Raw genomic sequence first — 13,927 nt, 5'->3', positions numbered from 1 at the left:
GCGATTGCGCCGGCGCGCGTAGACTGAATGCCCGTTAATCGACGGGCCAGGCCAAGGAGTTCATCAATGGAATACAGACATCTGGGTGCGTCCGGCTTCAAGGTGCCGGTGCTGAGTTTCGGCACCGGCACGTTCGGCGGCAAGGGCGAATTTTTCGAGGCGTGGGGCGCCACCGACGTCGCCGAAGCGCGGCGTTTGATCGACATCTGTTTCGACGCGGGCGTCACCCTGTTCGACACCGCGGACATCTATTCGAACGGCGCCTCCGAGTCGGTACTCGGTGAGGCGCTCAAGGGCAAGCGCGACAAGGCGCTCATTTCGACCAAGGCGACCTTTCGTTTCGACGACGCGCCGAACAGCGTCGGCTCGTCGCGCTTTCACCTGATTCAGGCGGTGGATTCGGCGCTCAAACGCTTGCAAACCGATTACATCGATCTGTTCCAGTTGCACGGCTTCGATGCGAAAACGCCGATCGCCGAAGTGATGTCCACGCTCGACGATCTCGTGCGCGCCGGCAAGATCCGCTATACCGGCGTGTCGAATTTTTCCGGCTGGCATCTGATGAAATCGCAGGACATCGCGGACCGCTACGGTTATCCGCGCTATGTCGCGAATCAGGCGTATTACTCGCTGGTGGGCCGCGATTACGAATGGGAGTTGATGCCGCTCGGCATCGATCAGGGCGTGGGCGCGGTGGTGTGGAGTCCGCTCGGCTGGGGGCGTCTGACCGGCAAGATCAAACGCGGCCAGCCGCTGCCGGATACGAGCCGCTTGCATAAAACCGCCGACATGGGACCGCCGGTGCCGGACGAGTATCTGTTCCGCGTGCTCGATGCGGTCGACGAAGTCGCCGCCGAAACCGGCAAGACGGTGCCGCAGATCGCGCTGAACTGGTTGTTGCAGCGGCCTACGGTGTCGACGGTGCTGATCGGCGCGCGTAACGAGGAACAGTTGCGGCAGAACCTCGGCGCGGTGGGCTGGAATCTGACGCCCGAACAGATGGCGAAGCTCGACGCGGCCAGCGCCGTGCGTCCCGCTTATCCGTACTGGCATCAGGAAGGATTCGCGGAGCGTAATCCGAAGGTGGTGTAAGCGGCGCGCGCTCCGGCTCCGCGTCTCCTTTCGCGAGTTCGGCCGGAGCGGCGCACAGTCCGCTGTCATGACGGCGGACTGCATCGGGATGCGCGAACGCCGGCAACCGGTTCTCAGGCCACGCCGCCGTTCGCACGCAAGACCTGTCCATTGACCCAGCCCGCGTCGGGACCGGTGAGGAACGACACGACCGAGGCGATATCGTCCGGCTGGCCGAGGCGTTGCAGCGGCGGCATGTTGGCGAAGGTCTGGATCTGTTCGTCGGTCTTGCCGTCGAGGAACAGCGCCGTGGCGACCGGGCCAGGCGCCACCGCGTTCACGGTGATCTTGCGGCCGCGCAATTCCTTGGCGAATACATGCGTGAAGGCTTCGACGGCGGCCTTGGTTGCGTTGTAGATCGCATAGCCCGGCATGTTCAGCCCGAGCGTGGTGCTCGAGAAGTTGACGACGCGTCCGCCGTCGTTCATCCGCGCAGCGGCTTCGCGCAAGGTATTGAAGGTGCCGCGCACGTTGATGTCGAAGTTATGGTCGTACAGCGCGTCGCTGGTGTCGGCGAGCGGCATGGGCTTGAGCACGCCCGCGTTGTTGACCAGCACGTCGATCTTGCCGAGTTGTTGTTCGGTGACCTCGAACATCCGGCGCACGTCGTCCGCATTCGACACGTCGGCCTGGATCGCGATCGCCCTGGTTCCCGCCGCCGTGAGTTCGGCGACGAGCGCGTCGGCTTCGTTCGAACTCGATGCGTAGTTGACGGCGACCGCGAAGCCGTCCTTGGCGAGACGTCGTGCGACCGCCGCGCCGATACCGCGGGATGCGCCGGTCACGATGGCAATTTGTGCGTTTTTGAGCATGTTCATGATTCGTTTCCTCGATCGAAATGAGTAAGTGAAACAAATCATGGACGCTTTCGTCGCTGAGATAATCGGGCTAGACTGCGCATCATCATTCCATTTGCTTTAACAGTAGGCGGGTTAGCCCGCGCCAAGGCCGTCGAACATGGATCGTTTCGAGGAAATGCGGGTGTTCGTGCGGATCGCCGAGCGGCAAAGCTTCACGCGCGCTTCGGACGATCTGCAAATTCCGCGCGCCACCGTCACCAATCTGATGAAGCGCATGGAGCAGCGGCTCGGCGCGCGGCTGCTCGAACGCACCACGCGCACGGTGCGGCTCACGCACGACGGCGAGGCGTACTACCGCCGCTGCGTGCGGCTGATCGCCGATATGGAGGAAGCGGAGGGCTCGTTTTCGAACGCCGCGCCGAAAGGGTTGTTGCGGGTGAACCTGCAAGGCACGCTGGCGCGGAACTTCGTGGTGCCGGCGCTGCCGGCGTTTCTCGCGCGCTTTCCGGGCATCGAACTGACGATCGGCGAGGACGATCGCCTGGTCGACCTCGTGCGGGAGGGCATCGATTGTGTGCTGCGGGCGGGCCATTTGCAGGATTCGTCGATGGTCGGGCGGCGCGTCGCGCAACTGCCGCAAGTGACGGTGGCGAGTCCCGCGTATCTGGATGCGTATGGCGAGCCGGCCGATCCGTCGGCGCTCGCTGCGCATAGGGCGGTCAATTACGTATCGAGCGCGACCGGCAAGCCGGTGCCGCTCGAATTCAGCATCGACGGCCGGCAGACAGCGATGGTCCTGCCGTCGGCGGTATCGGTGACGGGCGCCGATCTCTATACCGGTTCCGCGGTGGCGGGGCTCGGCATCGTCCAGGTGCCGCGGTATCGCGTGGAGGGGGAACTGGCCGCCGGGCGGCTGAAGATCATTCTCGCGGACTTTCCGCCGCCGTCGATGCCGGTTTCGGTGCTGTATCCGCAGAACCGCCAGTTGTCGTCGCGCGTGAGGGTGTTGCGCGACATCTTCGAGGCGGCTGGCGCGGCGACGCGGGCTTCACTGTGAACGGACGCGTCAACCGGGCGCGCGCCGTGGTCCGAAGACGTTGATCAGGTTGCCTTCGGGATCGCGCAGCATGGTCGAACTGCGCGCTTCGTTGAGCGGCTGATTCGCCCACAGAAACTCGACGCCGTGTTGCGTCAGCGTGGCGGTGGCCGCGGCCAGGTCGTCGGTTTCGAACACCACGGCCTTGTAGCCCAGCACGTCCAGATGATTCGGCGGCGGCGTGCGATCGACCCGTTGCAGATCGGCATGCGGACGCGACACCAGTTCGATGCGCACCCCCGCCGCCTCGATCATCGCGTAGTCCGCGCCGACCGCATCGAAATGCCCGCGTTCGGTCACGACGAAGCCGAATACTTTTTCATACCACGCGATCGCGTTGTTCAGATCGCCGGTGGCGAGCGCCACGTTGTTGATGCGCAGTCCGCTGACGGGCGGGGTGGTCACGGTATGTGTCGACACGAGATTGACTCCTTCACGCTGGCCATGATGGCCGAAGTATCGAGGTGCGCGCGATCATGCGGCGCGCTCGCAGTCATGCCGCTTCGGGTTGCGCACGCAGCACTCATGCGGATTTTTCGAAATCCCGTCGTCATGGCATTTTGGCGAGACGTCAGGGGCTGATCGCCATGGTGGACTCGCGTCGCCCCTTTGCCGTACTATTTTCCCGTCGAAACCGTTCGAAGGAATGGAACATGTTGTCGGAAGACGAACTGGCTTTGCTCGACGCGATTCGCGAGACCGGCAGTCTGTCGCGCGCGGCGGCGCGCCTCGGCAAGGCGCCGTCCACGATCTCGCACGCCGCGCGGCAACTGGAAACGCGTTTCGACGCGCTGCTGTTCGACCGCCGCCGCTACCGCCTGCAACTTACGCCGGCAGGCCAACTGCTCGCCGACGAAGCCGCCCGCTTGATGCTCGACATGGCGCGCATGACGCAGCGCGTGCGTCAGATCGCGAGCGGCTGGGAAGACCGCCTCTGGGTGGTCACGGACGAGATTCTCGAATTCGAATTGCTGATGCCCGTGGTGCGCGCCTTCGACGCGCTCGGCTCGGGTGTCAAGCTGCGCTTCACGCACGAAGTATTGAGCGGCACGTGGGAAGCGTTGCGCGACGGCCGCGCCGATCTGATCGTCGGCGCGACCAATGAACCGCCGGCGATCCCCGGCTTGCGCTGGTTCGAGCTCGGCGTGATGGAGTGGGTGTTCGCGGTCGCGCCGCGGCATCCGCTCGCGAGCGTCGCGGGACCGCTCGCACGCGAACGGATACTGGAGCATCGCGCGGTGGTGGTCGCCGATTCGTCGCGCGCGACGGCGGGGCGCGCATACGGCATGATCGGCGGACAGGCATCGCTCGCCGTGCCGAGCATGCGCGCCAAGATTCTGGCGCAGCGGGACGGGTTGGGCGTCGGATGGCTGCCGCGTCAGCGGGTGGCTTCGTTGCTGAAGAAGGGCGAGCTGGTGGAGAAGGCGACCGCCGATCCGCGCGAGCCGAACGTGTTGTACGTCGCGTGGCGCGGCGATCATGAAGGCCGCGCGTTGCAATGGTGGCTCGAACAGTTGCGGCAACCGCGCCTTGCGAAGCGCCTCGTGCGTGGCGTCGATCTCACGATCGCCGGCTGACGCGCGAACGATGCGTTGTTTCATGCGGGCCGCGCGGTCTCTCGTGGGATCATGCGAATCGTGCTGGGCAATCCTGCTTTTTGCATGGGTTTTTGCACGGTACGCGACAACAGGAGTAGGGCGATGATCGAGGGACTGGTGGGCGGGCGGCTGTATGGCGAGGCGCAGATTCGCACGGGGCAGAACGGCAGGCGGTTTGTCACCTGCAAGGTGCGGGCCGCCACCCATGACGGCGACACGATTTTCGTCAACGTGATCGCGTTCGACGACGACGTGCAAACGGCGCTGCTCGCGTTGGGCGATGCGGACAGCGTCGCGCTCAGCGGGACTTTGACGCCCAAGGTGTGGACCGACAAGAACGGCCTGGTGAAACCGGCCGTGGACATGGTCGCGCACAAGATGCTGACGGCTTACGAGGGCCGTCGCGAAGCTGACGATTGAAGTGATCCTCGCGGCCTCCATGCCGCGCTGAACGCGAAGAAATTGTTATTTTCGTGGTTAACCCCACGTCATACTCCCTCGACATAATGTCATCCTCAAGCGCGAAAAAGCCGCCCGGCATCGAGGCGGACGAAGAGGATCGGAACAATGTCGGGGGAAGTCATCATGAATCGCTATCGTTCGCTGGGCGTCGTCACCGGGGCGGCGCAGCTTGCCAGCGCCGACGTCCTGAGCAGAATGGCCGCCATCTGCCGCCGCGGCGCGGGGCCCATCGATCTCGTTCTCGAACAGCGGTCCTGGCCGGGACCGGCTTCGCAGAGCACGGCGAACGCGCAGTTCAAGATTCACGTATTCGACACGATGCGCGCGTTCGAAAAGCGCGGCGTCGATGCGATCGTCCTGCCGTGCTTTCTCAGCCATGTCTTTATCGACGAGCTCTCCGCGAACGTGGCCGTGCCCATCGTCAACCTCATGAGCGCGCTGTCGGCGCATGTGCGGCAAGCTTATCCGTTGGTGCGCCGCATCGGCGTGCTGACGTCGGACGCGATTCGCGATAACGGTCTCTTCGAACGCTATTTCGACGCCGGGCGCTACGAGGTGCTGCATCCGCGCAACGAAGCGGGCGTCGATTGCGTGACGAATGCGGTGTACGGCGAGAACGGCGTCAAAAGCGGACATTTTCATGGCCGGCCCGTGGAGTTGCTGCGCGCGGCATGCGCGGATCTCGTCGCGCAAGGCGCGGAAATCATTTTGCCGGGGCTCGCCGAAATCGCCCTGGTCGCGCGCGCGCTCGGCACGCTGGACATACCGCTCGTCGATGCGAACCTGGTGTATGCGCGCTACGTCACGGCGGGGCAATACTCGCCGCCCAGGCGGCGCTTCAAGCTGGGCGTGCTGGGCGGCGTGGGGCCGGCCGCCACCGTCGACTTCATGGGGAAGCTGGTGCGCAACACGCCCGCCGCATGCGACCAGGATCACATCAAGGTCATGGTCGAGCACGACCCGCAGATTCCCGACCGTACCGAGGCGCTGCTCGGCGGCGGCGACGATCCGACGCTCGCGCTCTACGCCGCATGCAAAACGCTCGAAGAGGGCGGCGCGGATCTGATCGCGATTCCGTGCAATACGGCGCATGCGTTCGTCGAACGGATTCAGCCTTCGCTCGGCGTTCCGATCGTCAATATGCTGACCTGTACCGCGGATTATCTGCGCGAATCGTTTCCCGGCTTGCGCGAAGTCGGCGTGCTGGCGACCTCGGGCACGCTCGCGAGCCGCGTCTACGAGAAAGCGCTCGAGGCGCGCGGCTTCGTGCAGATCGCGCCGGCCGCGGCCGCCCAGGCGCGGCTGATGAACGCGATTTATGGCGCGAACGGTGCGAAGGCGGGCCATCTCACGGGCGAATGTCGCGACGACGTCGACGCGGCGGTCGATGATCTGGTCGCCCGAGGCGTGCAGGTGATCGTGCTGGGGTGTACCGAATTGCCGCTGCTGCTGCGCGGCTCGACGCTGGCGGGCCCGGGTGGACGGATGGTGCGGCTCGTCGATCCGACCGAAGTGCTCGCGCGACGCTGCGTGGCTGATGCGCTGGCGGCGAGCGGGTCCAGGCTAAGCGCGGCGCCGCTTGCGGCCGGTGATCATGGCGGCGATGAGGTTCTCACGAGTCCACACGCTCATTGCGACAGCCGCGACGATGTGAACGACAACGCAACCCTGCAATGCCACCGATAACCAATAGTGGACGGTTTGGGGCCATTCTTCTCCCCAGAATGCATCGAGACGCATGACGAACCCGCTCAGCGCGAGCGCGGCAATCAAGAACCACAGCGCGGCTGCCATCAAAGCGCCAAGCGGATTGTGCGACGCGTGGTGTAGCGCCTGTCCCGCGGCCAGCGAACGCAGATAAGCGACGAGTTGTGCACGTGTGGGCCACCAGCTCGAGAACCGTGCGGGCCGTGTGCCGATCACGCCCCAGACGAGACGTGATGCGACGAGCCCGGCCGCACAGTACCCCAGCACCCGATGTATCTGATCGGTCGGGCCGAACAGATTCCACAGGACGATGCCCGCTACCGTCCAATGCGTGAGACGAACCCAGATGTCCCAGGTCGCGACTCGCGCGCCGTGCGATGAGTGCATGGTTCGCAAGCGCTGCCGCTTACTCGATTTCCGATTTCACGACGGCCAGCGTCTTGGTGTCGTAATAGATCTCGACCTTCTTGCCGTCCTTATTGTGGCCGTAGATCTCGTAGCAGTTGCCGTCGACCTGGAACTTCTTGATCTTGTAGCCCTGCGCTTCCAGTTGAGCGCGCGCGTCCGATTCCTTGATCCATTCGCTCTTCGGATGCGCCGTGCAGTCGGCCTTCGCGAAAGCCGCATTCGACGCGGCTACGGCCGCCAGCAACACCATAAGCTTGAACATGAATATCCGTCTCCTGATTGAAAATGACCGATGACGCCCGGGAAATCGATTCCTGAGCTTGCCGGGCGGCAAAAGCATGAACGGCAATCGCGGGGACCGTTCACGGCGACCGCCAGTATAACGGCGCCCGCCGCGCCGGAAAGGGTTTTGAAAGCAGGTGCGAGCGAAAGTCGCACCCTATGGGAAGCGACTTTGCGAACGTGCGGCGTCGTGGAAAACTGTATGAATATACAGTATAGTATCCCGTCGTAACCAGGCCTTCGGCGTGTGTTCCCGCCGGCCCGGCTGCATCGAACTTGCGCGGTCGCGAGGCGTCCGTGAGAGGTGGCCCACTCATTCAGACGGTCGAAAAAATTGTCATCCAACGGCACTATCAAGATCCGCGGCGCACGCCAGCACAACCTCAAGAACGTCGATCTCGACGTAAGAACCGGCGAAATGACGGTCGTCACCGGCCCGTCCGGTTCCGGCAAGTCGAGCCTCGTGTTCGATACGCTGTATGCGGAAGGGCAGCGGCGCTATGTCGAGACCTTCAGCGCCTACGCGCGCCAATTTCTCGACCGCATGGACCGGCCGCAAGTCGACCGGGTCGACGGCGTGCCGCCCGCCATCGCGATCGACCAGACCAACCCGGTGCGCAGTTCGCGCTCCACCGTCGGCACCATGACGGAACTCAACGACCACCTGAAGCTGCTCTATGCGCGCGCGGCCGAACTGTTCGATCGCAAGACGGCGCGCCAGGTGCGTCACGACACGCCGGAAACGATTTACGCCGAGTTGCTGGAGCGCACCGCGCAGCATGATCCTCGGCTGGTGGTCACGTTCCCGGTCGAGTTGCCGGAGTCGGCGTCCGAGCAGGAAGTGGAGCAGTGGCTCTCGGCCAGCGGCTATACGCGCGTGCAGGCGCAACGCGAAGTCGATTCGCCCACCGGCAAGCGCAAGCTGCTCGACGTGGTGGCCGACCGCTTCCGGCTGCGCGCGGTGGATAAGCAACGGGTGGTCGAGGCAATCGAGGCGTCGCTCAAGCGCGGCGTCGGGCGCGTCAACATTTACGTGCTGCCCGCCACGCCCGCCACGCCCGATGCGCCCAATGCGCCTGAAACGACCCCGGCCGAGCCGGAAATCTGGCGTTTCTCCACCGGTTTGCACAGCCCCGAAAGCGACCTGCGTTATGCCGACCCGCAGCCGGCGCTGTTCTCGTTCAACTCGGCATACGGCGCGTGCGAAGCTTGCCGCGGCTTTGGCCGCGTGATCGGCGTCGACCTGGGCCTCGTGATTCCCGACGCGCGCAAGACGCTGCGCGAAGGCGCGATCAAGCCGATGCAAACGCCGGCCTGGAAGGAATGCCAGGACGATCTGATGCGCTATGCGGCCAAAGCCGATATCCGCCGCGGCACGCCGTGGGGCGAACTGACGGATGCCGAGCGCGACTGGGTCATCAACGGTTCGCCGGAGTGGAACGGCAAGTGGCAAAGCCACTGGTACGGCGTCAAGCGCTTCTTCGAGTATCTGGAATCGAAGGCGTACAAGATGCATATCCGCGTGCTGCTGTCCAAGTACCGCAGCTATACGCCGTGCGAAACCTGCGGCGGCGCGCGCCTGAAAACCGAATCGCTGCTGTGGCGCCTCGGCAGCAAGGCGAACGCGGACCAGGTGCTTCCGGCCGCGCAGCGCTTCATGCCGCGCGGCGTCGACTGGTCGCGCGCGCAACTCGAGGCCTTGCCGGGCCTCACCGTGCACGATCTGATGCTGATGCCGATCGAACGCATCCGGCGTTTCTTCGACGAAATCAGCTTGTCGAGCGCGTTGCTCGACGACGCGCTCAAACTGCTGCTCGCCGAGGTGCGCACGCGCCTCAAATATCTGTGCGACGTCGGCCTCGGTTATCTCACGCTCGACCGGCAAAGCCGCACGCTCTCGGGCGGCGAGGTGCAGCGCATCAACCTGACCACGGCGCTCGGCACCTCGCTCACCAAGACGCTGTTCGTGCTCGACGAGCCGAGCATCGGCCTGCATCCGCGCGATCTGAACCGCATCGTCGAAGCCATGCACCGCTTGCGCGATGCGGGCAATACGCTGGTGGTGGTCGAGCACGATCCCTCGGTAATGCTCGCGGCGGACCGTCTGATCGACATGGGTCCGGGGCCGGGCGAGCGCGGCGGCTCGATCATTTACGACGGCGCGCCCGAGGCGATCCGCTCGTCCGGCACGCTGACCGGCGAGTACCTCGGCGGCCGCCGCCATGTGGCGGATGCGGCGCACTGGTCACAGCGTCCGGTGAATGACGACACGCCGCGCATCGTGCTGGAAGGCGCGACCGAGCACAATCTGCGCGACGTCACGGTCGAGATTCCGTTGCAGCGGCTCGTCTGCGTGACGGGCGTGTCGGGCTCCGGCAAATCCACCTTGCTGCAAGACGTTTTATATCCGGCCATGGCGCGGCATTTCGGCATCGCCACCGAATCGCCCGGCGCATTCAAAAGCCTGAGCGGCGCCGATCAGGTCACGGACGTGGTGTTCGTCGACCAGTCGCCGATCGGCAAGACCGCGCGCTCGAACCCGGCCAGCTACGTCGGCGCATTCGACGAAATCCGCAAGCTGTTCGCCAGGGCGCCGCTCGCCCAACAACGCGGCTACGGTCCCGGCATGTTCAGCTTCAACTCCGGCGACGGGCGCTGCCCGACCTGCGGCGGCTCCGGTTTCGAGCACATTGAAATGCAGTTCCTGAGCGACGTGTACCTGCGCTGCCCCGATTGCGACGGTCGCCGTTACCGCGCGGAACTGCTGGAGGTGAAGATCGAGCGCGGCCAACCGGCGCGCGCGTTGAGCATCGCGGACGTGCTCGAATTGACCGTGAGCGAAGCCACCGCCTACTTCGCGAACGACGCGGAGGTATTGCGCGTGTTGCAGCCGATTGTCGACGTGGGCCTCGAATACGTGAAGCTCGGCCAGCCGGTGCCCACGCTGTCCGGCGGCGAGGCGCAGCGGCTCAAGCTCGCGGGCTTCCTCGCCGAATCGGCCCAGGCGCGCAGCGCGCGCGCTGCGAAACAGGCCGTTGCGAAACGCCTCTTCATGTTCGACGAGCCCACCACGGGCCTGCATTTCGACGACATCGCCAAGCTGATGCAGGCGTTCGGCAAACTGCTCGCGAGCGGTCATTCGCTCATCGTGATCGAACACAACCTCGACGTGATCCGCGCGGCCGACTGGCTGATCGACCTCGGCCCGGAAGGCGGCGACGGCGGCGGTCGCGTGCTGTGCGCGGGCACGCCGGAAGACGTCAAGCAATGCGCGGAATCGCATACCGGCGAGGCGCTGCTGCAATACGACCGTGCGATGAACGCGGCGGCCGAACCGGCGTCGCAAGGCATTCCGCTGCAAAAGGCGCTGAGCGCGGCGCGGGCGCGCCGGGCGATCGAGGGCGAGGACGTGGTGCGCATCGTCAATGCGCGCGAACACAATCTGAAATCGCTGGACGTCGATATTCCGCACGGCAAGTTCAACGTGATTACCGGCGTCTCCGGTTCGGGCAAGTCCACGCTGGCGTTCGACATCCTGTTTCACGAGGGGCAGCGCCGTTACCTCGAATCGCTGAACGCCTACGCGCGTTCCATCGTGCAGCCGGCCGGGCGGCCTGAAGTCGACGCGGTGTACGGCATTCCGCCCACGGTCGCGATCGAGCAGCGCCTGTCGCGCGGCGGTCGCAAGAGTACGGTGGCGACCACCTCGGAAGTGTGGCACTTCCTGCGTTTGCTGTATGTGAAGCTCGGCTTGCAGCATTGCATTCACGACGGCACGCCGGTCACGTCGCAAAGCGTCGAATCGATTGCCGCGCAGTTGCTGCGCGATCACAAGGGGCAGCACGTCGGCTTTCTCGCGCCGCTCGTCGTGAACCGCAAGGGCGTCTATACGGATCTCGCGAAGTGGGCGAAAGCGCGCGGCAACACGCATCTGCGCGTGGATGGCGAGTTCGTGCCCGTGGACCCGTGGCCGAAGCTCGACCGCTTCCGCGAACACACGATCGAACTGCCGGTGGCCGACCTCGTCGTGTCGCCGGACAATGAAACCGGGTTGCGCGAGGCGCTCGACCAGACGCTGGAAATCGGCAAGGGCGTGATGCATCTGCTGGCGCCGCTCGACGGTTTGCACGACGCGATCAACGGCGGTCATCCCACGGCGAAAGTGGGCGACGTGAAGGTGCTGTCCACCAAGCGCGCGTGCCCGACATGCGGCACGAGCTATCCCGAACTCGATCCGCGCATGTTCTCGTACAACAGCAAGCATGGCTGGTGCACCACTTGCGTCGGCACGGGTCTCGCGCTCACGCGCGAACAACGCGCCGCCTACGACGATACGATCGTCGTCGACGACAATCGCGGGCGTGAGCAGAGCTTGCCGTCGGAAGAGCAGGAACCGGAAGGTCTCGTCGACGAACCCTGCGCGGATTGCGCCGGCACGCGTCTGAACCCCACCGCGCGCGCGGTGACGTTCAACGCGCAGTCCATTGTCGACGTCGCGCAATGGACCGTGTCGGATACGCGCGCGTGGATCGACTCGCTGGAGATGAGCGGGCGCGACGCGGAAATCGCGCGTGACGTGGTGAGCGAAATCGGCAGCCGTCTGCAATTTCTGGAAGAAGTCGGGCTCGGCTATCTGAGTCTCGATCGTGCCGCGCCGAGTCTGTCGGGCGGCGAAGCGCAGCGTATCCGGCTCGCCGCGCAACTGGGCAGCAATCTGCAAGGCGTGTGCTACGTGCTGGACGAACCCACCATCGGTCTGCATCCACGCGACAACCAGATTCTGCTGAGCGCCTTGCGCAAACTGGGCGAAAAGGGCAATACGCTGGTGGTCGTCGAGCATGACGAAGACACGATCCGGCGTGCCGATCACATCATCGATATCGGGCCGGGCGCGGGCAAGCGCGGCGGCACGTTAATCGCGCAGGGCAGCGTGGCCGATCTGTCGGCGCAGCCTGATTCGCTAACCGGGCAGTTTCTCGCGCGGCCCATCGTGCATCCGTTGCAGGCGCGCCGCGCTGTGGTCGCGCCGGCCAGGCGCGCGGCCGCGGTGCCGGAAAACTGGCTGACGGTGCATGGCGCGAGGCTGCATAACTTGCGCAACGTCACGGTCGGCATTCCGCTGTCGCGCCTCGTCGCGGTGACCGGCGTGAGCGGCTCGGGCAAATCGACATTGGCGCGCGACGTGTTGATGGCGAATCTGCTGGATGCGGTCGGGCGCTCGGTGCTGTCGTCGCCGGCCACGCGGCGCGCGCGAGCGGCGGCCGAGCAACAGCCGGCCGCGAACCGGCGTTCGAGCGTGCTGGCTCGCACGGCGCCGCGCGCTCCGCTGAACGTCACGCATGCGTGGCAGGGCTGCGATTCGATCACCGGTTGGGAAAGCATCGACCGCGTGCTCGAAGTCGATCAAACGCCGATCGGCAAGACGCCGCGTTCGTGTCCGGCCACGTACATCGGCGTGTGGGACGCGATCCGCAAGCTGTTCGCGGGCACGCTCGAAGCGCGTGCGCGCGGCTACACGGCCTCGCGGTTTTCGTTCAACACCGGCGAAGGCCGTTGCCCGGCTTGCGAGGGGCAGGGCGTGCGCACCATCGGCATGAGCTTTCTGCCGGACGTGAAGGTGCCCTGCGATGTGTGCCACGGGCAACGCTTCAATCCCGAGACGCTTGCGGTCACCTGGCGCGGCAAGAATATCGGCGACGTGCTGACCATGGAAATCGACGAGGCCGTCGAATTCTTCGCGCCGATCTCGAACATCGCGCATCCGTTGCAATTGATGAAAGACGTCGGGCTCGGCTATCTCACGCTCGGCCAGCCGTCGCCTACGTTGTCGGGCGGCGAGGCGCAGCGGATCAAACTCGTCACCGAGTTGAGCAAGGTGCGCGACGACGTCACGCGGCGCGGGCAGAAACCGCCGCATACGCTGTACGTGCTGGACGAACCCACCGTCGGCTTGCATATGGCCGACGTCGCCAAGCTGATCCGCGTGCTGCATCGTCTTGCGGATGGCGGCCATAGCGTCGTCGTCATCGAGCACGATCTCGACGTGATCGCCGAGGCCGACTGGATCATCGATCTCGGTCCTGAAGGCGGCGTGGGTGGCGGCGCCATCGTTGCGGCAACCGATCCTGAAGGACTCGTGCGTGTGCGCGAGAGCCACACGGGTGCCGCGCTGAAGCCGGTGCTCGAACGCACGGAAGCGGCACGCGTCGTCGCGCCGGTTGAAGCAGGCGAGGGCACCAACGGGTAGCGCGAGCCGTCTTCTCGCGGGCATTCATGCATGAATCCACGCACGGCCTGCATCGCGAGAAGCGATGTGGGCCGTGCGCATTTTTATCGCGACATTAATGTTTAGCAGGCTGCTGAAATACAGTCCGACAGAAGCAGCCTTTCTGCACTTACGCGGCTCTCGCCACAAGGTTTATCGCATTGTGCAATTTCAACGT

9 protein-coding genes and 1 pseudogene are annotated in these 13,927 nt (G+C 64.9%); 6 read left to right on the top strand and 4 right to left on the bottom strand.

Annotated features, from left to right (window positions below):
* Window positions 1-66: 66 nt before the first annotated feature.
* A complete protein-coding gene (locus BUE39_RS20150; RefSeq protein ID WP_073430495.1) occupies window positions 67-1,092 on the top strand; it encodes an aldo/keto reductase in 1,026 nt (341 codons plus the stop codon).
* 113 nt (window positions 1,093-1,205) lie between these two features.
* Here the strand turns inward: BUE39_RS20150 and BUE39_RS20145 are convergent, their stop codons facing one another.
* Window positions 1,206-1,949 (bottom strand): SDR family oxidoreductase, encoded by a 744-nt coding sequence (locus BUE39_RS20145; protein ID WP_073430494.1) that lies wholly within the window; start codon window positions 1,947-1,949, stop codon window positions 1,206-1,208.
* A 139-nt stretch (window positions 1,950-2,088) separates the two neighbouring features.
* Between BUE39_RS20145 and BUE39_RS20140 the strand changes: the two genes are divergently transcribed.
* The gene (locus BUE39_RS20140; protein WP_073430493.1) at window positions 2,089-2,988 is read left to right on the top strand and encodes a LysR family transcriptional regulator; all 900 of its coding nucleotides are present in this window, start codon (window positions 2,089-2,091) and stop codon (window positions 2,986-2,988) included.
* 9 nt (window positions 2,989-2,997) lie between these two features.
* Here BUE39_RS20140 and BUE39_RS20135 read toward each other — a convergent pair whose 3' ends face one another.
* The gene (locus BUE39_RS20135) at window positions 2,998-3,447 is read right to left on the bottom strand and encodes a VOC family protein (RefSeq protein ID WP_073430492.1); all 450 of its coding nucleotides are present in this window, start codon (window positions 3,445-3,447) and stop codon (window positions 2,998-3,000) included.
* A gap of 233 nt (window positions 3,448-3,680) precedes the next feature.
* Here BUE39_RS20135 and BUE39_RS20130 point away from each other — a divergent pair, with 233 nt between their 5' ends.
* From BUE39_RS20130 to cuyB, 3 genes are all read left to right on the top strand, one after another.
* On the top strand, window positions 3,681-4,604 hold the full coding sequence (locus BUE39_RS20130) for a LysR family transcriptional regulator (RefSeq protein WP_073430491.1): 924 nt from the start codon (window positions 3,681-3,683) through the stop codon (window positions 4,602-4,604).
* Between the two features lie 123 nt (window positions 4,605-4,727).
* Window positions 4,728-5,045, top strand: coding sequence for a single-stranded DNA-binding protein (locus BUE39_RS20125; protein ID WP_073430490.1), 318 nt, complete (start codon window positions 4,728-4,730; stop codon window positions 5,043-5,045).
* Window positions 5,046-5,210: 165 nt separating this feature from the next.
* Entirely contained in the window at window positions 5,211-6,773 is a 1,563-nt protein-coding gene (gene cuyB, locus BUE39_RS20120; protein ID WP_084561450.1) for a cysteate racemase, read from the top strand.
* Here cuyB and BUE39_RS20115 read toward each other — a convergent pair.
* Both BUE39_RS20115 and BUE39_RS20110 read right to left on the bottom strand, forming a co-directional pair.
* Window positions 6,660-7,181 (bottom strand): annotated as a pseudogene (locus BUE39_RS20115) (cytochrome b/b6 domain-containing protein); the annotation flags it as partial. The gene cuyB and the pseudogene BUE39_RS20115 overlap by 114 nt on opposite strands.
* A 19-nt stretch (window positions 7,182-7,200) precedes the next feature.
* On the bottom strand, window positions 7,201-7,464 hold the full coding sequence (locus BUE39_RS20110; RefSeq protein WP_073430488.1) for a PepSY domain-containing protein: 264 nt from the start codon (window positions 7,462-7,464) through the stop codon (window positions 7,201-7,203).
* Window positions 7,465-7,818: 354 nt separating this feature from the next.
* On the opposite strand from BUE39_RS20110, the gene uvrA reads away from it, so the two are divergent.
* Window positions 7,819-13,731: an excinuclease ABC subunit UvrA gene (gene uvrA, locus BUE39_RS20105; RefSeq protein WP_374710295.1), complete on the top strand. Its 5,913-nt coding sequence runs from the start codon at window positions 7,819-7,821 to the stop codon at window positions 13,729-13,731.
* Window positions 13,732-13,927: the final 196 nt, after the last annotated feature.

Origin of the sequence: Paraburkholderia terricola, assembly GCF_900142195.1 — a bacterium.
Taxonomy (GTDB): Bacteria; Pseudomonadota; Gammaproteobacteria; order Burkholderiales; family Burkholderiaceae; genus Paraburkholderia; species Paraburkholderia terricola.
Note: the sequence above shows the minus strand (reverse complement) of the source record. Positions and strands in the feature narration are given on the sequence as shown.